The following is a 20,702-nucleotide window of genomic DNA, read 5'->3' as shown; positions in this document are numbered from 1 at the left end:
GCGGGAGGGATGGGCGAGCTTTGGCCGGGCCCTGTGCCGATGTCAAGGGTTCGCAGGCTCATCCGATTGTCCGTGGCTGGCCCGGCATGGGGACTTTTTCCGCATTGCACAGCGGCAAGCCTTGATCGCAGCAGGATGGCAGGCCCAGAATCACGCCATGTTTGCGGAAGTTTCCGCCCGCTATAAGGATTGCCAATGTCCAAGCGTAGCCTCGATGCTTTGCGTCTTGCCCCCGAGTCTCTGACCTGTCTCTTTTCTGCCGATCAGTTCAATTTTGCCAGTACCGACGAGCTGGAGCCGTTTCGTGGCGTGCTAGGTCAGGCACGTGCCGTCGAGGCTTTGCAGTTCGGTGTGGCCATGCCGCGCCCCGGCTACAACGTGTTCGTTATGGGTGAACCTGGTACCGGGCGTTTCTCTTTCGTCCAGCGCTATCTCAAGGCCGAGGCCAAGCGCATGGAAACGCCGGCCGACTGGGTTTACGTCAACAACTTCGACGAGCCACGCGAGCCACGCGCACTGGAACTGACGCCGGGTACTGCCAGCACGTTTATTTCCGACATCAGTCAGTTGATCGACAACCTGCTGGCCACCTTCCCGGCGGTGTTCGAAACGCCTACCTATCAGCAGAAGAAGAGCGCCATTGATCGCGATTTCAACAAACGCTACGACCAGGCGCTGGATGTGATCGAACGGCTGTCGCTGGAAAGGGGGATCGCCCTGTACCGCGATAGTACGAATATCGCCTTTACTCCGATGGCTGACGGCAAGGCGCTGGACGAGGCCGAGTTCGCTCAGTTGCCGGAAGCCGAGCGTGAGCGTTTCCACGCTGACATTGCCGCTCTGGAAGAGCGTCTCAACGAGGAGCTGGCCAGCCTGCCGCAATGGAAGCGCGAGTCGAGCAATGCGCTACGGCAGCTCAATGAGGAAACCATCATCGTGGCACTGCAGCCGTTGCTGGCTCCTCTGTCGGAGAAGTACGCCGAGAATGCCGGGGTCTGCGCTTACCTGCAGGCGATGCAGGTCAATCTGCTGCGCACAGTGGTAGAGCAACTGGTGGATGTGGACAAGGCGGATGCGCAGTTGCGCAAGCTGCTGGAGGAGCTGTACTGCCCGAGTCTGGTGGTCGGTCACCATGTCAACGGTGGTGCGCCGGTCGTGTTCGAATCGCACCCGACCTATGACAACCTGTTCGGCCGTATCGAATACAGCTCGGATCAGGGGGCTCTCTATACCAGCTACCGGCAGTTGCGCCCCGGCGCGCTGCACCGCGCCAATGGCGGCTATCTGGTGGTAGAGGCAGAGAAGCTGCTCGGCGAACCCTTTGTCTGGGAAGCGCTCAAGCGCGCTCTGCATTCGCGACAGTTGAAGATGGAGTCGCCACTGGGCGATCTGGGGCGTATCGCCACGGTAACCCTCAACCCGCAGGTCATTCCGCTGCAGGTGAAAGTGGTGATCATCGGTTCGCGGCAGCTCTACTACGCGTTGCAGGATGCCGATCCGGACTTCCAGGAGATGTTCCGTGTACTGGTGGACTTCGACGAGGATATCCCGCTGGAAAATGACAGTCTGGAGCAGTTCGCCCAACTGATGAAGACGCGCACCTCGGAGGAGGGCATGGCGCCATTGACTGGCGCTGCCGTGGCACGCCTGGCCACCTATAGCGCACGCCTGGCCGAACACCAGGGACGTTTGTCGGCGCGTATCGGCGATCTGTTCCAACTGGTCAGCGAGGCTGATTTCATCCGCCAGCTGGCTGGCGAGAGCATCACAGATGTCGGCCATATCGAGCGAGCGCTGAAGGCCAAGGCGACCCGTACCGGACGTGTATCGGCGCGGATTATCGACGACATGCTGGCCGGCATCATCCTGATCGACACCAGCGGGGCGGCGGTAGGCAAGTGCAATGGCCTGACCGTGCTGGAAGTGGGTGACTCGGCCTTTGGGGTGCCGGCGCGGATTTCCGCCACCGTTTATCCGGGAGGTAGCGGCATCGTCGACATTGAGCGCGAGGTAAGCCTCGGACAGCCGATCCACTCCAAGGGGGTGATGATTCTTACCGGCTTTCTCGGCAGCCGCTATGCCCAGGAATTTCCGCTGGAAATTTCCGCCAGCATTGCTCTGGAGCAGTCCTATGGCTATGTCGATGGTGACAGCGCCTCGCTAGGCGAAGTCTGTACTCTGATTTCGGCGCTGTCGCGCACGCCGCTCAAGCAATGCTTCGCCATCACCGGTTCGATCAACCAGTTTGGCGAAGTGCAGGCCGTTGGCGGGGTCAACGAGAAGATCGAAGGCTTCTTCCGCCTTTGCGAAGCGCGGGGATTGACCGGCGAGCAGGGCGTGATCATTCCCCATTCCAATATCAGCAATCTGATGCTTGACGAACGCGTGCTGGAGGCGGTGCGCAAGGGGTTATTCAATGTCTACGCCGTGCGTCACGTCGACGAGGCGCTGAGCCTGCTGGTCGGCGAGCCGGCCGGGGAACCGGATGAAAAGGGTCGTTTCCCCACAGGCAGTGTCAATGCGCGGGTGGTCGAACGATTGCGCGAGATTGCCGAGATTGGCGCTGAAGATGAAGGCAAGAGCAACGAGCAGGCTGACAAGACGCTGACAGCTAGATCGAATTCTGCCCACTAGCTGTGAAGGGCCGCAGACCGGCGGGCGGAACCTTTTGCCCACCCGCCGCTCACAGAGTTATCCATAGAGTTCGTGGATAACTCCAGCCTATGCCTGGGCCATTGGCGGGCAGGCCTCAGCCTCGTTGTCAGGAGGATTTCCGCCATGTCGCGCAGCCTCTGTCTGTCCCATCAGTGTTTGGGTCTGGTGACTCGGATCGAATGCACTGTGCGGCCATTAGGTGACAACCAGGGGCGCTGGGTAGTGCTTTGCGCAGCCGGCCTGGATGCTGCGCAGCCCTCTGCTGTACGAGTCTTGGGGCCATTTCAGGGGGAGTGCGCGGCCGAGCAGGTTATGTACGAGATTGGCCGGAATCTGCAGCTGCAGGGTTATACACCTGGTTCGGAACCCATGATCTGGCAACTTCATCTGAGGGCGGCGCTGTGTCGTCCGCCTGCACAGGAGCGTGCTGGTTGCGCTGAGGTATGCCACTTGCAGCGGGACTGAGCTGCCAAGCGGTCACGTACTGTTATCCACAGTACTTCAGGATACTTCTGCTGCTCCGGCGCGCTGGTTATACTCGCCGCCGTTTTGACCCTGTCTGCAGTGAGCTCATCCACCTATGGAACGTTTTCTTGAAAACGCGATGTATGCCGCGCGCTGGTTGCTGGCGCCTATTTATTTTGGTCTGTCCCTGGGGCTGCTAGCACTGGCATTGAAGTTCTTCCAGGAAATCGTGCACATCCTGCCAAATATTTTCGTTCTGGCCGAGGCCGATCTGATCCTTGTGCTGTTGTCGCTTATCGACATGGCTCTTGTCGGCGGCCTGTTGGTGATGGTGATGATTTCCGGTTACGAGAACTTCGTCTCGCAGTTGGATATCGACGACAGCAAGGAAAAGCTCAACTGGCTGGGCAAGATGGATTCCAGCTCGCTGAAGATGAAGGTGGCCGCCTCCATTGTGGCGATTTCCTCCATCCATCTGCTGCGGGTGTTCATGGATGCGCGCAGCTACGAGCCCACCTATCTGAAGTGGTACGTGATCATACATATGACCTTCGTCGCTTCGGCCTTTGCCATGGGCTATCTGGACAAGCTGACCAAGCACGACTGAAGGTGCGTCCTTCGGCTGCCGTTTCCGGTAGCTGCGGGAGTTCTGTAGAGACAGGGGTTCTGTGCTAGTCTGGCCGACCTTTTTCAGCCCAGACGGAGCCCCCATGTCCGAACTCAATTTCAATCCCGATCTGTCCTCCGACGAGGGGCGCGTCAGCTATGGCATTGGCCGTCAGCTCGGTGGTCAGTTGCGTGACAACCCGCCGCCCGGTGTCAACCTTGAGGCCATCCTTGCCGGTCTGAGCGATGCTTTCGGCGACCAGGCGAGCCGCGTTTCCGAGAGCGAGCTGTCGGCCAGTTTCCAGGTCATCCGTGAGCGCATGCAGGCTGAGGCTGCTGCCAAAGCCGAAGCCGCAGCGGGCGAAGGTCGTGCCTATCTGGCCGAGAATGCCAAGCGTGAAGGCGTTACCGTGCTGCCGTCCGGCCTGCAGTATGAAGTGCTGGTGGCGGGCGGGGGTGCCAGACCATCGCGTGACGACCATGTGCGCACCCACTATCACGGCACACTGATCGATGGCACCGTGTTCGACAGTTCCTATGAGCGTGGCCAGCCGGCCGAATTCCCTGTCGGCGGCGTAATTGCCGGGTGGGTCGAGGCGTTGCAACTGATGAATGCCGGCAGCAAGTGGCGCCTGCATGTGCCGAGCGAGCTGGCCTACGGTGCCCAGGGCGTCGGCAGCATCCCGCCGCACAGCGTGCTGGTATTCGATGTGGAGCTGCTGGAGATCCTCTGAGATCTGCAGCAACTGCCGCAGAACGGGGGCGTCCTGACGGACGCCCTTTTTCTTTCAGGGGCGCAATGCCCTCGCGTAACAGAACAGGAACAGACTGCGTACCAGTTCCTTGAGTACCCCGGGTTCGCTGGAGCTTAGCTCGTGCAAGTCCAGATCGCCCTGGTCGCGCAGTTCATCCAGTGCTTCGGATTCCAGCATCGCACAAACCTCGCCCGTCTCTCGGTTGAGTATGCGCAGATAGGGATGCGGGCGATCCAGCCAGGCATCGATCAGGTAGGTCATGGCGGGTCTCCTTCGGTGGCTTGACCTAACTGAGAATAATTCTTATTGGCAAAATAGCAAGAACTAATCGCGACTTTCCGTCGGGAGGGGGGGAGGCGGGCGGAGGGGACCGCCCGCCAGGCTTTATTGAGCCGGAGCTGCGTCCGTCTTGGCCAGCAGGGTGTATACGCAGGGCAGTACGAACAGCGTAAAGGCCGTACCCACGCTCATGCCGGTGGCGATCACCAGGCCGATGTCGAAGCGGCTAACCGCGCCAGCGCCAGTGGCCAGAATCAGCGGTACCATGCCAAATACCATTGCCGCAGTTGTCATTAGCACCGGACGCAGGCGGATCGAGGCTGCCTCTTCGATGGCTTCGCGCACCGAAAGTCCCTCGCGACGTAGCTGGTTGGCGAACTCAACGATCAGGATGCCGTGCTTGCTGATCAGTCCGATCAGTGTCACCAGGCCTACCTGGGTATAGATGTTCATACTGGAGAGGCCGAGGAAGATCGGTATCAGCGCTCCGCAGATCGACAGCGGTACGGTAACCAGGATCACCAGCGGATCGCGGAAGCTCTCGAACTGTGCGGCCAGTACCAGGAAGATGATCGCCAGTGCCAGGCCGAAGGTCAGGTATAGCGCGCTGCCTTCCTGAACATACTGGCGCGAGGCGCCGGCGTAGTCGTAGCTGTAGCCGCGCGGTGCTTCCTCGCGGGTGATCTGGGTGACTGTGTCGATGGCGTCGCCCATGCTGACGATGGGGAAGCCCTGGATGATCACCGAGTTGAGCTGCTGGAACTGGTTAAGCTTGGTCGGCCGGGCCCGGTCGCTGACTCTGATCAGGGTGGACAGGGGGATCATTCGACCGTTTTCGCTGCGCACATAGTAGCTGTCCAGCCAGCCCGGATTGTCACGGTAGGCACGTTCCACCTGGGCGATCACCTTGTAGCTGCGCCCGTCGATGGTGAAACGGTTGATCTCGCCTTCGCCGAGCAGGCTGCCCAGTGCGATACCGATGTCCTGCATGGACACGTTCATCTGGGCCGCCTTTTCGCGGTCGATGTCGACCACCACCTCGGGCTTGTCGAAGGCCAGGTCGATATCGAGGAAGGCGAACTTGCCGGATTCCTGGGCGCGTGCCTTGACCCGTTCGGCTACCTGCAGCAGCGACTCATAGTCGTTGGGGGTGTTGATCACGAACTGGAATGGCAGCCCCTCGCCGGTACCCGGCAATGATGGAAGGTTGAAACTGAAGATTTGCAGGCCCGGAATCTGGTCGAGTTTGGCCTGTACCTCCGGCAGGATTTCCATCTGCGAGCGTGAGCGTTGATCCCAGGGGGCCAGCAGGAAACCGCCGATACCCGACTGCACGCCATTGAAACCGTTGATCTGGAACGACGAATAGTATTCGGGGAAGGTCTTGAAGATCTCTACGAACTGATCCGTATAGGCGTTGAGGTAGTCCAGGTTGGTCGGTTGTGGCGACTGTACCATCATGAACACGATGCCCTGGTCTTCCTCGGGGGCCAGTTCGCTCTGGGAGAACATCAGCAGTACCGGGATCAGCGCCATCACCAACAGGCCGAACACCACCACCACCGGACGGGTCTCCAGGGTGCTGTGCAGGGCCTTCTGGTAACGCACCTTGAGCCGCTCGAAGATCGTGTCCAGCTTGTGTGCCAGGCCGCTGGGGTTTTCTTCGTGGCGCAGCAGCTTGGAGCACATCATCGGCGATAGGGTCAGGGCGACGATGCCGGAGATGATCACGGCGCCGGCCAGGGTCAGGGCGAACTCCTTGAACAGGGCACCGGTCAGGCCTTCGAGGAAGCCGATTGGTGCGTATACCGCTGCCAGGGTGATGGTCATCGAGATCACCGGTACGGCGATTTCTCGGGCACCTTCGATGGCGGCGTCGAACGGCGTCTTGCCTTCTTCGATGTGACGGTGGATGTTCTCCACCACGACGATGGCATCGTCTACTACCAGGCCGATGGCCAGTACCATGGCCAGCAGCGTCAGCAGGTTGATCGAATAGCCCATCAGTTGCATGAAGAACAGCACACCGATCATCGACAGCGGAATGGTGATCACCGGAATCAGCACCGAACGGAAGGCGCCGAGGAACAGGAACACCACTACTATGACGATCAGCACGGCCTCGGCCAGGGTCTTGATCACCTCGTCGATGGAGGCTTGGATGAATTCAGTGGCGTCGTAGGCGACTGCCACCTTGAGGTTCGGCGGCAGTTGCGCCTCCAGTTCGGGCAGGGCGGCACGTACGTGCTTGATCACGTCCAGCGGGTTGGCGCTCGGCGTCGCCTTGATGGCGATATATACCGAAGGAATACCGTCGAACGAGCTGATCGAGTTGTAGTTCTCCGCGCCCATTTCCACACGGGCGATGTCGCGCACCAGCACCCGGGTGTCACCCACCGTCTTCACCGGGATGGCGCCGAAGGCCTCGGCGGATTTCAGGTCGGTGGTGGCGTTGATGCTGGTGACCACGTACTGGCCCTTCACCTCGCCGGCGGCCGAGAGGAAGTTGTACTTGCGCACCGCGTCGTTGAGATCGCCGGCGGTAACGCCGTAGGCCGCCATCTTCACCGGATCCAGCCACAGGCGCATGGCGAACACCTGGTTGCCGAGAATCTGCGCTTCAGCCATGCCTGGCAGGGTGGCCAGCTTGGGCTGGATAACGCGCGAGAGGTAGTCGGTGATCTGCGGATTGGATAGCTCGTCGCTGTAGAAGCTCACGTACATCAGTGCCGAGGCGTCGGCCGCTTCCTTCGACAGAACCGGGTCCTCGGCTTCCTGCGGCAACTGGTTCTTAACCTCGTTGGCTTTGGCCAGCAGCTCGGTGAACAGGCGATCGGTATTGGCACCGATGCGGGCGTAGATCGAGATGGTTGAAAGGTTCTGCATGCTGGTCGAGGTCATGTAGTCGATGCCCTCGGCACTGGCCAGCGCCTGTTGCAGCGGCTGGGTGATGTAGCCCTGAATGGTCTCGGCATTGGCCCCGGGGTAGGCGGTGGTGACCGTGATCAGGGCGTTTTCCATCTGCGGGTACTGGCGGATCACCAGTTTGCTGAAGGCCTGGATGCCGAGCAGGACGATCAGCAGGCTGACCACTGTAGCCAGCACGGGACGACGGATGAACGGATCGGTGAAAGCCATGTTGATTTCCTTGGCTGTTACGGCCTGCGGCCGGCGCAGGGCGATCAGCCGCTACGCCGCCGGGGTGTGTCAGTTGGAGCCAGCAGGGGTGTCGGGTTGCGCCGGGTCGTCGACCAGGGTAACGCGGGCGCCGTTGTCCAGCTTCAGCTGGCCGGAGACCACCACTTGCTCACCTGCTTGCACGCCCTTGAGGATGACCACGCGGCCATCGCGACGCTCGCCGGTTTCAATAAAGCGGCGTTCGACCACTAGCTGCGCCTTGTTGTCTGCGGCATCGTTCTGGTCGTCCTTGTTCTCGACTACGATGTAGACCGAATTGCCGTACAGGGTGTAGGTGACGGCAGTTTCCGGTACGACCACGACCCGATCCTCGATGGGCAGCAGCACCTGCAGATTGGCGAACATGCCGGGCAGCAGCTTCTCTTCCGGATTGTCCAGGGTGGCGCGAACCTGCAGGTTGCGCGTCTCGTCCTCTACCTTGGGGTTGAGGGCGGTAATCCGGCCTTCGAAGGTTTCGCCCGGGAAGGCGGCGACGCTCAGCAGTACGCGCTGGTTCAGGGCCAGACGTGGTGCTTGCTGTTCGGGCAGGAAGAAGTCGACATGCAGACGCGACAGATCCTGCAGGGTGGCGATGCTGGCGCCGGGTGACAGATAGTCACCGGGGTCGACCTGGCGGATGCCGATGGTGCCGGAGAAGGGCGCGAGAATGCGCTTCTTGTCCAGTTGTGCCTTGAGCTGGGCAACGTTGGCATTGGCTTTTTGTAGGGTCGAGGCCAGACGGTCGAACTCGCTCTTGGAGATGTTCGAGCGGCTGACCAGACTGCGTCCACGCTCGTATTCGATCTGTGCCAGGCTGCGCTCGGCCTCGGCAGTAGCCAGGCTGGCGCGTTCTACTTCGCTGTCGAGCTGAATCAGCGGTTGGCCGCGCTCGGCCTTCTGCCCAGACTCGAACAGCACCTCACGGACGATGCCGTTTACCTCGGCTGACAGATCCACGCCCTGAAAGGCCTTCAGTGTACCGATGGCGGCCAGGCGCTGTTGCCAGGGCTGCTCCTGAGCATGTACGGCCGAGACCTTGATGGGCGGCGGTGGGGCCGAGAACATCTGGATCTGCTGGTAAATGGAGAGGCCTTTGTAGGCAGCGAGGGCGAGCAGCACGACAAGCGCCACACCGAGCATGATGAGCATGCGACGGAGCAACATATTCTGTTTCCTTGGCGAAGTAGAGAGAACCTGAGAATAGGTAGAGGGCGCAAGATAGAGATAGTGCCGATGGCTGTCAAAAGGTCTCTATATGTCGCCAATTGTTGCTGCAGGTGCCGCCATCCTGCGGTATCTGCAGTGAGCCGTTTTTATCCTTGCCATGAAGCCTTCGGCAGGGCGGGTTAAACTCAATCGTTTTCGCAGGCAAGGGACAACCCACCGTGCAGCCGGTCATATCCATTCAGCAGTTGAACAAGACCTATGCTTCGGGCCATCCGGCCCTGCAGGGTATCGATCTGGAAATCCGTCAGGGGGAAATCTTCGCCCTATTAGGCCCCAACGGGGCCGGCAAAACTACTCTGATCAGCATCATCTGCGGCATCGTCAACCCGGGCGAGGGGCGGGTACTGGTAGGTGGTTGCGACATCGTTCGTGACTACCGTGCGGCGCGTTCGCAGATCGGTCTGGTGCCGCAGGAGCTGGTCAGTGATGTGTTTGAAACCGTATGGGCCACAGTGAAGTTCAGTCGTGGCCTGTTCGGCAAGAAACCGGATCCGGCCTACCTGGAGCAACTGCTCAAGGACCTGTCGCTGTGGGACAAGCGGGACGCCAGGATTCTGGAGCTGTCCGGTGGCATGAAGCGTCGGGTAATGATTGCCAAGGCCCTGAGCCATGAGCCCACCATTCTGTTCCTCGACGAGCCCACCGCCGGGGTTGATGTGGAACTGCGCCGCGACATGTGGAGCATGGTGCGGCGCCTGCGAGATCGTGGCGTAACCATCATTCTCACCACCCACTACATCGAGGAAGCCGAGGAGATGGCCGATCGCATCGGTGTGATCCAAAAGGGACGGATCATCTTGGTGGAGGACAAGCAGATTCTGATGCACAAGCTCGGCAGAAAGCAGCTGACTCTGCATCTGCAGCAGCCGCTGGCGACGATCCCGGCCGAGCTGGATCAATACGGCCTGGAGCTGGCGGATCAGGGGCATGCACTGGTTTTCACCTTCGATGCCCAGCGTGAGCACACGGGCATCGCCGAGTTGCTGCGGGATCTTGCCCGGCACGGCATCGACTTCAAGGATCTGCAGTCGAGCCAGAGTTCTCTGGAAGAGATTTTCGTCGGCCTGATCAAGGAGTCGCGAGCATGAACCTGTATGCCATCAAGGCCATCTACCTGTTCGAGCTGGCACGCACCTGGCGCACCCTGTTGCAGAGCATTGCCACTCCGGTCATCAGCACCTCGCTGTACTTCGTGGTGTTTGGCTCGGCCATCGGTTCGAGCATGGCTCAGGTACAGGGTGTGAGCTACGGCGCCTTTATCATCCCCGGGCTGATCATGCTGGCGCTGCTGACCGAGAGCATCTCCAATGCTTCCTTCGGCATCTACATGCCCAAGTATTCCGGCAGTATCTACGAGATCCTCTCGGCGCCGGTATCCTACCTGGAGATACTCATCGGTTATGTTGGTGCGGCAGCCACCAAGTCGGTGATCCTTGGGCTGATCATTCTGCTTACGGCGCGTTTGTTCGTCGACTTTCGGATCGAACATCCGCTGTGGATGGCCGCCTTCCTAGTACTCACCGCGCTGACCTTCAGCCTGTTCGGCTTCATCATCGGTGTCTGGGCCGACGGCTGGGAGAAGCTGCAGATCGTCCCGGCGCTGATCGTCACGCCGCTGACCTTCCTTGGCGGCGCCTTCTATTCCATCAGCATGTTGCCGCCAGCCTGGCAGACCGTGACGCTGTTCAACCCGGTGGTCTACCTGATCAGTGCCTTTCGCTGGAGCTTCTATGGTGTTTCCGATGTCAATGTCGGCGTCAGCCTGGCGATGATTCTCGGCTTTCTCGGCCTGTGCATCATTCTGGTGGGCTGGATCTTCCGCACGGGTTATCGCCTGAAAAATTGAGGCCGGGGTTCAGTGGCAGCCACCAGGGCGGCACGCGGTGCCTTCGGCAATGCCCCTGAGGATCGGACAGTCCGGCCGGCTGTCGCCCTGGCAACTGGCCGCCAGCTCCTGAAGCGTGTCGCGTAGCGCTGTCATCTCGGTGATCTTGCGCTCAAGCCCGGCGATATGCTCTTCGGCCAGCGCTTTGACATCGGCGCTGGCGCGCTGTTTGTCCTGCCAAAGTGTCAGCAATCTGCCGACCTCTTCGAGGGAAAAGCCAAGGTCCCGTGCGCGCTTGATAAAGCTCAGGCGGTGCAGATCAGCCTGGCTGTACTGTCGATAGCCGCTCTGGCTGCGACCGGCTCTGGGCAACAGGCCGATTGCCTCGTAGTAGCGGATCATCTTCGCGCTCAGACCGGTGTGTCTGGCTGCTTGGCCAATGTTCATGAGCATGCTCTTGCGGAAACGGTGCGAAGGACACTATGCCAGAGAGCCGGGGCCGAAATGAACCCGGCCCCGGCTCAGGGCGTTTTTGGGTCGCTGCCGGGCTTCCAGCGGTTGAGCAGCAGTGCGTTGCTTACCACGCTGACGCTAGACAAAGCCATGGCGGCGCCGGCGAACATGGGGTTGAGCAGGCCGGCGGCTGCCAGCGGGATGCCGATCAGGTTGTAGATAAAGGCCCAGAACAGGTTCTGGCGAATCTTGGCGTAGGTGCGCCGGCTGATGGCCAGTGCCGCCGGCACCAGTCGCGGATCACCGCGCATCAGGGTGATGCCGGCCGCGTGCATGGCCGCATCGGTGCCGCCGCCCATGGCAATGCCTACGTCGGCGGCGGCCAGGGCAGGAGCATCATTGATACCGTCACCGACCATGGCCACTGTGCCCAGCCGGCGCAACTCGCCAATCAGTCGTGCCTTGTCTGCCGGCAACACCTGGGCATGAGGCTGATCGATACCCAGGGTGGCAGCGACGGCGGCGACGCTGCCACGATTGTCGCCGCTGATCAGATGGCTGCTGATGCCCTGAGCATGCAGCTCGCTGATCGCCTCGGCTGCGCCCGGTTTGAGTACGTCGCCGAATGCCAGCAGGCCGAGCAGACGGGGCTTTTTTCCGCTTTCGATCAGCCAGGACAGGGTGCGCCCTTCGTTCTCCCAGTCGCGGGCTGACTGGGCCAGTGTCCCTGCTTCTAGTTGCTGCTCCTCCAGCAGGCGGCTGCTGCCCAGTTGCAGGGTTCTGCCTTCCACCGTACCGGCGATGCCGCGCCCGGCCAGTGCCCGACTGTCGTGCAGCTGCGGCAGGGGGATGCAAAGCTCATTGCAGTGCTGCAGCACGGCCCTGGCCAGCGGATGCTCGCTGCCTTGCTGAAGGGCGCCGGCCAGGCGTAACAGCTCCTCCTCCGTGGCATCGCCCAGGGCGGTATGAATGATGCGTGGACGACCTTCGGTGAGTGTGCCGGTTTTGTCGAAGGCAACGTGCCGCACGGCATGGGCCAGCTCCAGAGCCTCGGCGTCCTTGATCAGGATGCCGTGACGCGCGGCGACGCCAGTACCGGCCATGATTGCGGTGGGGGTCGCCAGACCCAGTGCGCAGGGGCAGGCGATGACCAGTACGGCCACCGCATTGAGCAGAGCGTCTTCCAGGGGCGCACCGAGCAGCAGCCAGCCCAGAAGAGTGGCCAGAGCAACCAGCAGTACCGCCGGGACGAAAACCTGGCTGACCCGGTCGACCAGCTTCTGGATCGGCGCCTTGGCTGCCTGGGCGTCCTCCACCAGACGAATGATGCGCGACAACACGGTCTCGGCGCCCAGTGCGGTGGTTTCCACCAGCAAGCGCCCCTCGCCGTTTATGGCGCCGGCAGTGACCCGGTCGCCCGGACGTTTGGCCACCGGCAGGCTTTCGCCACTGATCAGGGCTTCGTCAGCATGACTTTGTCCTTCCAGAACCCGGCCATCGACCGGGAAGCGTTCGCCGGGCCTGACCACGATGCAGTCGCCCGGCAGCAGTTCCTCAAGGCCGACCGTTTGTTCCTGGCCGTTTGTCAGGCGTACCGCATGATCCGGGCGCAGTGCCTGTAGGGCCCGAATGGCGCCGGTTGTGCGCCGTTTTGCACGATTTTCCAGATACTTGCCGAGCAGGATCAGGCTGATGATCACGGCCGAGGTCTCGAAGTACAGGTGCGGTACCTTGCCGGCAGGCGTTACTGCCCACTGATAGAGACTCAGGCCGTAGCCGGCACTGGTGCCGATGGCCACCAACTGATCCATATTGCCGGCCCGGGCTTTCAGGGCTGCCCAGGCAGCCCGGTAGAAGCGGGCGCCCAATACGAATTGAACTGGCGTGGCCAGCAGCCACTGCAGCCAGGCCGGCAACATCCAGTGCAGGCCAAACGGTTCAACCAGCATCGGCAGTACCAGCGGCAGGCTGAGTGCAAGGGCAATTAGCAGGCGCAGGCGTTCCTGACGCAGGGGTTCCTGTGGCCCATCGGTCGGCGTTTTTGTGTTGGCCAGTGTGGCTGTGTAGCCTGCGGCCGTCACAGCGCGGATGGCCTGCTGTGGATCAAAACCTGCGAGCACCTGTAAACGTGCTTTCTCGTCGGCCAGGTTGACGGCCACCCGGCTGATGGCTGGCAACTGGCCGAGGGCTCGTTCAATGCGACCGACGCAACTGGCGCAGTTCATGCCTTCGATGTTCAGTTCCAGAGGCTCCAGTGCAACCTCGTAACCGGCGGCCTCAATGCAGGCGCTCAGTGCAGCCAGGCTGTCGCCCGGGGCTTCGACCCTGGCTAGCTCGCTGGCGAGGTTGACGCTGGCGCTACGCACTTCTGGCAACTGGCGCAGGGCGCGTTCGACACGGCCTGCGCAACTGGCGCAGGTCATTCCGCGGATAGGCAGGTCAAAGGTGATCATGCTGGGCTTTCCTTCTGGCATGGTGACAGGAGGATCAACCCTGACCCCATGGCAAGGTCAAGCCCTGGCTTTGTCCCGGGTTGCGACAGCCTGTCGGCGGAGGCTCACGCCTCTTGACCTTGTCACGATGGCAAGGTCAAGACTGACGTTCTTTGTTTTGAATTCCAGGAGTCGGCTCATGCAGCAGTTCAAGGTAAGTGGTATGTCCTGTGGCCATTGTGTTGCCGCTGTTACCCGGGCGATTCAGATGCTGGATCAGAGTGCCCGGGTCGAGGTGGATCTGGCCGAGGGGCTGGTGCGGGTGGAGAGCACCGTGGATGGCGAGCGAATTTTGTCCGCAATTCTCCAGCAGGGTTACGAGGCGGTGCAGCTCTAGTGGCTAGGCGGCCACTGGCGCAAAACACCACGGAAGCAGCTGTCGAACATCGCTGGAATGTCTTGCTCTGCGTCCAGCAGCTCGGGGTTAAGCAGCCAGTCGTTGAGCAGTCCGACAATCAGCGCATGCAGGGTGCGTGAAGCCAGACGTGGGGTGATGCCCGGCTGCAGTTGCGGTTGAACGGATGGCAAGGCGAACTGCTGTTCGCAGATGTCGATGAACTGCTGGACGAAAGCCTCATGGCGCATCTCGGCCTCGCGCAGTTCTTCGGTAAACTCGCAGCGACGCAACAGCACGGTGAGGATGCGTCGACGCTGCTCGTTGGACACCAGATTGGTCATGCCCTCGATACATTGATCGCGCAGTAGTTGCAAGGAGGCCAGGCCTTCGCTGGCAGCCAGTTGCCGAGCCAGCGGCTCCAGCGGCAGGCGCACCTGATTAAGCATTTCGTGGAACAGGTGGGCCTTGTTTTGGAAGTGCCAGTAGACCGCACCGCGGGTTACGCCCGCATGTCGGGCAATTTGTTCCAGGCTGGTATGGGCGACGCCACGCTCGAGAAACAGCAGTTCGGCTGCCGCGAGGATGGCGCTGCGGGTTTTTTCTGCATCTTCTTTGGTTCTACGCATGGCGATCCGGTCAATTGGAGCTAGGCTCAGATTGTGCCAAGTGTAGCGAATTTGCCCCGGCCACTGGTTGAGCTTGCGCTCCAGTAAGGAGGCGATATGGCTGGTGTCACGGGGGCCAAGGAGAGGAGTCCTTCATGCTGCGTGCCCCCCTGTTTTGGACGAGTACTTTTGCCGGACTGGCCCTGGTTATTGCTGTTCAGGCAGCCGATGCGCCGGCTGTGGCGGTGACGATCGAGCAGACAAGGGTTGGCGAGTTGCCGGTGGTGCTGGAGTATCCGGCACGTACTGCTGGCTATCGTGAGGTGCAGGTACGCGCCCAGGTTGGCGGCATTCTGCAGGAGCGCACCTATCAGGAAGGTCGCGGCGTGCAGAAGGATCAGGTGCTTTTTCGCATTGATCCGCGTCCCTATGAGGCAGCCCTAGCCCGTGCCCGGGGAGCGCTGGCGCAGGAACAGGCGCGTTACCGGCAGGCCGAGCGCGACCTGCGACGCATTCGCGAGCTGCAGAAGAAGGGGTTTGCCAGCGAGAGCGAGCTGGACAACGCCATCTCCGCTTTTGAGCAGAGCAAGGCCAACATCGAGGCTGCGCAGGCTGAACTACAGTCGCGGCAGATCGACCTCGACTACACCACGGTGAAGGCGCCGATTACCGGCATCACCAGTAAGGAGAGCGTTTCCGAGGGCAGCCTGATCGTTGCCGGCGACCCCAACGCCAGTCTGCTCACGCAGATCACCCAACTTGATCCGATCTTCATTAATTTTGCCTACCCGGATGCCGAGGCCGAGCGTCTGCGGCGTGATTTGTCGCAAGGTAGCCTGGTGCCGCCGGCTGACGGCAAGTTGAGTGTAGAGGTGCATTTCGCTGATGGAAGCGTGTATCCGCTTGTTGGCGAGGTGGATTTCACCGACAGCCTGATCGACCGTGGCACGGGTACTGTCAGCGCTCGTGGCGTGGTGCCCAACCCCGAGCAGAAACTGCTTCCAGGACAGTTCGTGCGGGTGCAGATCAAGGGGCTGACGCGTCCAAATGCCATTACCGTGCCGGAGCGAGCGGTGGCCCAGGGGCCGAATGGCACCTTTGTCTATGTGGTCGATGACAATGGCGTTGCCCGTATACGGGCCGTCAGTACCGGTGATACGGCCGGCGGGCGCTGGCTGATTACCTCCGGCCTGAGCGATGGCGAGCGGGTGGTGGTCGATGGACTGGCGAAAGTCCGGCCGGACAGCCCGGTTCGGGTGGAGGAGGCTGAAGCCGCCGCATCTGCGACACCTTTCCGGGAGTAACGCTCATGATTTCGCGTTTCTTCATCGACCGGCCGGTGTTCGCCAGCGTGATTTCCATCGTTATCGTACTGGCCGGCCTTGCCGCCATGCGGGCGCTGCCAGTGGCGCAGTATCCGGAAATCCTGCCGCCACAGGTGTCGGTCACCGCCAGCTATCCCGGTGCAAGTTCTCAGGTCATCGCTGAAACCGTGGCGGCGCCGCTTGAGCAGGAGATCAACGGTGTCGAGAACATGATCTATCAGCTCTCCAACTCCTCGAGTAGTGGCACGATGAGTTTGACCATCTACTTCGAGGTTGGCACGGATCCGGATCAGGCCACCATCAACGTCAACAACAAGGTGCAGGCGGCGTTGGCGCGGTTGCCGGAGGAGGTGCGCCGGCAGGGCGTGAAGGTGGAGAAGAAGTCTTCCGACATTCTTCAGGTCGTGACGCTTTACTCGCCGGACAATTCGCGTGACCCGATCTTCATCAGCAACTACGCACTGATCAACGTTATCGACGAGCTCAAACGTATCGAAGGGGTGGGCGATGCCAGTCAGTTTGGCTCCAAGGACTATTCCATGCGCATCTGGTTGCGCCCGGATAAACTGGCGCAGTACAACCTCACGCCCACCGACGTGGTCAACGCCATCCGCGAACAGAACTCGCAGTTCGCCGCCGGCAGCTTCGGCCAGCAGCCGCTCAAGGAACCGCAGGACTTCACCTATACGGTGACCACTCAGGGGCGTTTTACTGACCCCAAGGAGTTCGAGAACGTCATCCTGCGTACCGACGCTACCGGCGCAAGTCTGCTGCTTCGCGATGTGGCGCGGATCGAGCTGGGAGCCCAGGACTATTCGTTGGTGACTACCCTCAACGGCCAGCAGAACGCTGCGTTCGGCATCTACCTGCAGCCTGGCGCCAACGCCCTGGATACCGCAGCAGCGGTGGAACGCACCATGGAGCGGCTGGCGCAGCGCTTCCCCGAGGGTATCGCCTACAAGATTCCCTATGACACTACCAAGTTCGTCAAGGTTTCGATCGAGGAGGTGATCCATACCTTCTTCGAGGCCTTGGTGCTGGTGGTGCTGGTGGTGTTCGTGTTCCTGCAGAACTGGCGTGCCACGCTGATTCCGGTACTGGCGATCCCGGTTTCTCTGGTCGGAACCTTTGCCGGCATGTACCTGCTGGGTTTTTCCATCAACCTGTTGACCTTGTTCGGCATGGTGCTGGCAATCGGCATTGTGGTGGACGACGCCATCGTGGTGATCGAGAACGTCGAGCGGGTGATGCGTACTCAACAGCTCAGTGCGCGCGATGCAGCGATCAAGGCCATGGAGGAGGTGACCGGACCGATCATCGCCATCGTTCTGGTGCTCTGCGCGGTATTTGTCCCGGTGGGCTTTCTTGGCGGTCTGGCCGGGCAGATGTACAAGCAGTTCGCGATCACTATCGCGGTATCGGTAGTGATCTCCGGTATCGTTGCCCTGACCCTCTCGCCGGCGCTCTGTGCTCTGCTGCTCAAGCCGGGGAACCATGAGCCGGCGGCGCCGTTTCGCCTGTTCAATCGCTTTTTCGAGCGGGCCACCGAGGGGTACGGTGTCGGTGTACGCTTTTTCCTCAAGCGCTCGCTGATCGGCCTGCTGCTGTTCGGCGGAATGATCGGGCTGATCATGCTGCTGTTCGAGCGGGTGCCCGGTTCGTTGGTGCCGGACGAGGATCAGGGCTACGTGATCAATGCCTACTACCTGCCGCCGGCTGCGTCGCTCAATCGCACCGATGAACTGACTGCTGCGGTTACCCGGCAGATGATGGAGCACCCGGCGGTGCAGGACGTAGTGACCTTCGCCGGGTTTGACGTGCTGACCTTCGGAGTGCGCAGCAATGCCGGGGTGTCCTTCGTGCCACTCAAGGATTGGAGCGAGCGCAGTACACCGGAGCTGGATGCGCGCCGGTTGATCCACGGGTTCATGGCCATGGGCGCGTCGCAGAAGGATGGTGTGGTGCTGTCGTTCAACCCGCCTCCGATTACCGGCATGAGTACCACTGGCGGCTTCGAGGCCTACATTCAGGATCGCTCCGGCGGCAGCGTCGAGGCGCTTGGCGCCCGTGTCCGGGCCTTTGTCGAGGCCGCCGGCAAGCGACCGGAGCTGGCTGCGGTGCAGAGTACCTTCAGTGCCAACGTGCCGCAGTACTACATCGATCTGGACCGAACCAAAAGCCGGGCGCTGGGCGTCAGTATCAACGACGTGTTCACTGCCATGCAGGCCACCTTTGGCAGCTACTACGTCAATGACTTCACCCTGTACGGGCGTACCTGGCGCGTCAGTCTGCAGTCGGAGTCCGATTTCCGGCGCAAGCCGGAGGATCTCGGCCAGGTCTACGTACGTTCCAGCAGCGGTGACTTGGTGCCGCTGTCGACGCTGTTGCGGGTTAGGCGCATCCTCGGGCCGGATTCCTACGATCGCTTCAACGTCTATCCCTCGGCCAAGGTGCTCGGCGGGCCTGCTCCGGGTTACAGCTCGGGACAGGCGCTGGCGGCCATGCAGGAGGTGGCCGACGAGGTGCTGGGTGAGGACTACAGCCTCGGTTGGATCGGCTCGGCCTATCAGGAGCTGGCGACTCAGGGTTCCGGAGCGCAGGCCTTTGTCTTTGGGCTGATCCTGGTCTTCCTGATTCTCGCCGCACAGTACGAGCGTTGGACGCTGCCGCTGGCGGTAGTTACCGCAGTACCTTTCGCGGTGTTTGGAGCAATCCTGGCAGTATGGCTGCGCGGCATCCAGAATGATGTCTACTTCCAGGTTGGTCTGGTCACGCTGATTGGCCTGGCAGCGAAAAATGCCATCCTTATTGTGGAGTTTGCCGTGCTGCTACGTGCCGAGGGGAGGGGCATCTTCGAGTCGGCGCTGGAAGCGGCGAAACTGCGTTTCCGGCCCATCGTGATGACCTCGCTGGCGTTTATCCTGGGTTGCGTGCCGCTGGCTATCAGTTCGGGCGCTGGCTCGGCCAGCCGACACTCCATCGGCACCGGGGTGATCGGAGGCATGCTTGCAGCCACCTTGCTGGCAACCTTCTTCATTCCCATGTTCTACCTCTGGGTGGAGTCGGCCGGCCAGTGGTTGCAGCAGCGACGCAGGACGGGTTGAGTCTGTCTTCGTCGCACTGCGACCTTTCCTTGTGGCGTCTTTCTGAGGGAGGATTAGCAAGCTAATAATTTCTGGACACCCAATGAGCCTGCGACTTCTCCTGATCCTCGGTGCGCTGACCGCCTTCGGCCCACTGGCCATCGACTTCTACCTGCCGAGCTTTCCTACGCTGGCCGAACAGTTCGCTACTGACGTGGAACACGTGCAGTTGTCGCTGGCCGCCTATTTCGTCGGCATTGCCCTCGGGCAACTATTCTACGGGCCATTGGCCGACCGCTTTGGCCGTCGGGTTCCGCTGCTGCTCGGCGTTACGCTGTTCACCTTGGCATCACTGGCCTGCGCTCTGGCACTCAGCCTGGAATGGCTGGTTACCGCCCGTTTTGTCCAGGCTCTCGGTGGTTGCGCCGGCATGGTGATTACCCGTGCGGTGGTGCGCGATCTGTGTGATCCGCTGGCCTCGGCCAAGGTTTTCTCGCAACTGGTGCTGGTGATGGGGCTGGCACCGATCCTCGCCCCGCTGGGTGGCGGTTTTTTACTCAATACGCTGGGCTGGCCATCGATCTTTTTCAGTCTGGCGCTATTTGCCGGTCTGAATCTGCTGGCCGTGGCTTTCTGGCTGCCCGAGACGCGGCCGCAGCATCTGCCGCCAGCCCCGCTCAGCGGAACGTTCGGCCAGTACCGGGCTTTGCTGTCCAATGCTCCGTTCATGGGCTACAGCCTGGCCGGGGGCGTGGCCATGGCCGGCATGTTTGCCTATATAGCCGGTTCGCCTTTCGTCTTTATCGAACTTTACGGGGTGCCGGCCGAGCACTACGGCTGGCTGTTCGGCAGTAATGCGGCAGGTTTTGTGGTGATGGCGCAGGTCAATGCGCGGCTGGTGCGCTATGGCGGGCCGGCCCGCTGGTTGCGGCGCATGCTGATGCTCTATCTCTTCAGTGCTGCCTGGCTGCTTGGGCTGGCGTTCTGGCAGCCGGCCAGTCTTTGGCCATTACTGATTCCGCTGTTTGTCTGTGTTGCCAGTCTGGGCTGCGTACTGCCCAATGCCACAGCCTGCGCCATGGCCGGGCAGGGACAGCATGCCGGAAGTGCCTCGGGGCTGCTGGGCAGTCTGCAGTTCAGCGTGGCGGCCTGCGCGTCGGCACTGGTGGCCTGGTTGCATGATGGCTCTGCCATACCCATGGCTCTGGTTATTGCTTTGTGTGGCCTTCTGGCCTGCATTCTCGCCTGGTGGAGTCGGCGTTTCCTCTGCTGACTTGTCAGTTCGCTCTGATTGGGGGCGGGAAGCCTTGAGAATCATGCAGATTGCCCGGGAGTTTTCTTGTTGATCCGGCGAAATGCAATTTGGAGCTGTTTTTTGTTTTTATAACCAATTGATTTTAAAGATTATTTTTGTTGAT

15 protein-coding genes are annotated in these 20,702 nt (G+C 61.0%); 9 read left to right on the top strand and 6 right to left on the bottom strand.

Going from position 1 to position 20,702, the window contains the following annotated elements:
- Positions 1-195 precede the first annotated feature (195 nt).
- The 3 genes from NCCP436_RS15495 to NCCP436_RS15485 all read left to right on the top strand — a co-directional run bounded on the left by NCCP436_RS15495 (position 196) and on the right by NCCP436_RS15485 (position 4,460).
- Entirely contained in the window at positions 196-2,634 is a 2,439-nt protein-coding gene (locus tag NCCP436_RS15495) for a Lon protease family protein (protein WP_220804872.1), read from the top strand.
- A gap of 601 nt (positions 2,635-3,235) precedes the next feature.
- A complete protein-coding gene (locus NCCP436_RS15490; protein ID WP_220804871.1) occupies positions 3,236-3,727 on the top strand; it encodes a TIGR00645 family protein in 492 nt (163 codons plus the stop codon).
- A 103-nt stretch (positions 3,728-3,830) separates the two neighbouring features.
- A complete protein-coding gene (locus NCCP436_RS15485; protein ID WP_220804870.1) occupies positions 3,831-4,460 on the top strand; it encodes an FKBP-type peptidyl-prolyl cis-trans isomerase in 630 nt (209 codons plus the stop codon).
- Between the two features lie 54 nt (positions 4,461-4,514).
- Here the strand turns inward: NCCP436_RS15485 and NCCP436_RS15480 are convergent, their stop codons facing one another.
- From NCCP436_RS15480 to NCCP436_RS15470, 3 genes are all read right to left on the bottom strand, one after another.
- On the bottom strand, positions 4,515-4,742 hold the full coding sequence (locus NCCP436_RS15480; RefSeq protein ID WP_220804869.1) for a hypothetical protein: 228 nt from the start codon (positions 4,740-4,742) through the stop codon (positions 4,515-4,517).
- Between the two features lie 123 nt (positions 4,743-4,865).
- Positions 4,866-7,898 (bottom strand): multidrug efflux RND transporter permease subunit, encoded by a 3,033-nt coding sequence (locus NCCP436_RS15475; protein ID WP_220804868.1) that lies wholly within the window; start codon positions 7,896-7,898, stop codon positions 4,866-4,868.
- Positions 7,899-7,967: 69 nt separating this feature from the next.
- Positions 7,968-9,101, bottom strand: a complete 1,134-nt coding sequence (locus tag NCCP436_RS15470; protein ID WP_220804867.1) for an efflux RND transporter periplasmic adaptor subunit — start codon at positions 9,099-9,101, stop codon at positions 7,968-7,970.
- A gap of 221 nt (positions 9,102-9,322) precedes the next feature.
- On the opposite strand from NCCP436_RS15470, the gene NCCP436_RS15465 reads away from it, so the two are divergent.
- Positions 9,323-10,252 (top strand): ABC transporter ATP-binding protein, encoded by a 930-nt coding sequence (locus tag NCCP436_RS15465; RefSeq protein WP_220804866.1) that lies wholly within the window; start codon positions 9,323-9,325, stop codon positions 10,250-10,252.
- Positions 10,249-11,010 carry an ABC transporter permease gene (locus NCCP436_RS15460; RefSeq protein ID WP_220804865.1) on the top strand — a complete coding sequence of 254 codons (762 nt, stop codon included), beginning with the start codon at positions 10,249-10,251 and terminating at the stop codon, positions 11,008-11,010. Before NCCP436_RS15465 ends, NCCP436_RS15460 begins: the two co-directional genes overlap by 4 nt.
- A gap of 9 nt (positions 11,011-11,019) precedes the next feature.
- Here NCCP436_RS15460 and cueR read toward each other — a convergent pair whose 3' ends face one another.
- The gene (gene cueR / locus NCCP436_RS15455; protein ID WP_220804864.1) at positions 11,020-11,436 is read right to left on the bottom strand and encodes a Cu(I)-responsive transcriptional regulator; all 417 of its coding nucleotides are present in this window, start codon (positions 11,434-11,436) and stop codon (positions 11,020-11,022) included.
- A gap of 74 nt (positions 11,437-11,510) precedes the next feature.
- On the bottom strand, positions 11,511-13,895 hold the full coding sequence (locus tag NCCP436_RS15450) for a heavy metal translocating P-type ATPase (protein ID WP_220804863.1): 2,385 nt from the start codon (positions 13,893-13,895) through the stop codon (positions 11,511-11,513).
- Between the two features lie 178 nt (positions 13,896-14,073).
- On the opposite strand from NCCP436_RS15450, the gene NCCP436_RS15445 reads away from it, so the two are divergent.
- Entirely contained in the window at positions 14,074-14,271 is a 198-nt protein-coding gene (locus tag NCCP436_RS15445) for a heavy-metal-associated domain-containing protein (protein ID WP_220804862.1), read from the top strand.
- Here the strand turns inward: NCCP436_RS15445 and NCCP436_RS15440 are convergent.
- Positions 14,268-14,897, bottom strand: coding sequence for a TetR family transcriptional regulator (locus NCCP436_RS15440; protein WP_220804861.1), 630 nt, complete (start codon positions 14,895-14,897; stop codon positions 14,268-14,270). The two genes, NCCP436_RS15445 and NCCP436_RS15440, sit on opposite strands and share 4 nt — an antisense overlap.
- Before the next feature lie 134 nt (positions 14,898-15,031).
- Between NCCP436_RS15440 and NCCP436_RS15435 the strand changes: the two genes are divergently transcribed.
- The 3 genes from NCCP436_RS15435 (at position 15,032) to NCCP436_RS15425 (ending at position 20,557) form a co-directional block, all read left to right on the top strand.
- The gene (locus NCCP436_RS15435) at positions 15,032-16,180 is read left to right on the top strand and encodes an efflux RND transporter periplasmic adaptor subunit (RefSeq protein WP_220804860.1); all 1,149 of its coding nucleotides are present in this window, start codon (positions 15,032-15,034) and stop codon (positions 16,178-16,180) included.
- Between the two features lie 5 nt (positions 16,181-16,185).
- Positions 16,186-19,305, top strand: a complete 3,120-nt coding sequence (locus NCCP436_RS15430; protein ID WP_220804859.1) for an efflux RND transporter permease subunit — start codon at positions 16,186-16,188, stop codon at positions 19,303-19,305.
- 82 nt (positions 19,306-19,387) lie between these two features.
- Positions 19,388-20,557: a Bcr/CflA family multidrug efflux MFS transporter gene (locus NCCP436_RS15425; protein ID WP_220804858.1), complete on the top strand. Its 1,170-nt coding sequence runs from the start codon at positions 19,388-19,390 to the stop codon at positions 20,555-20,557.
- The last annotated feature ends 145 nt before the right edge of the window (positions 20,558-20,702 follow it).

Source organism: Pseudomonas sp. NCCP-436 (genome assembly GCF_019656335.1).
Taxonomy (GTDB): Bacteria; Pseudomonadota; Gammaproteobacteria; order Pseudomonadales; family Pseudomonadaceae; genus Aquipseudomonas.
The sequence above is the reverse complement of the archived record's forward strand: the minus strand, read 5'-3'. Positions and strand labels throughout refer to the sequence as shown.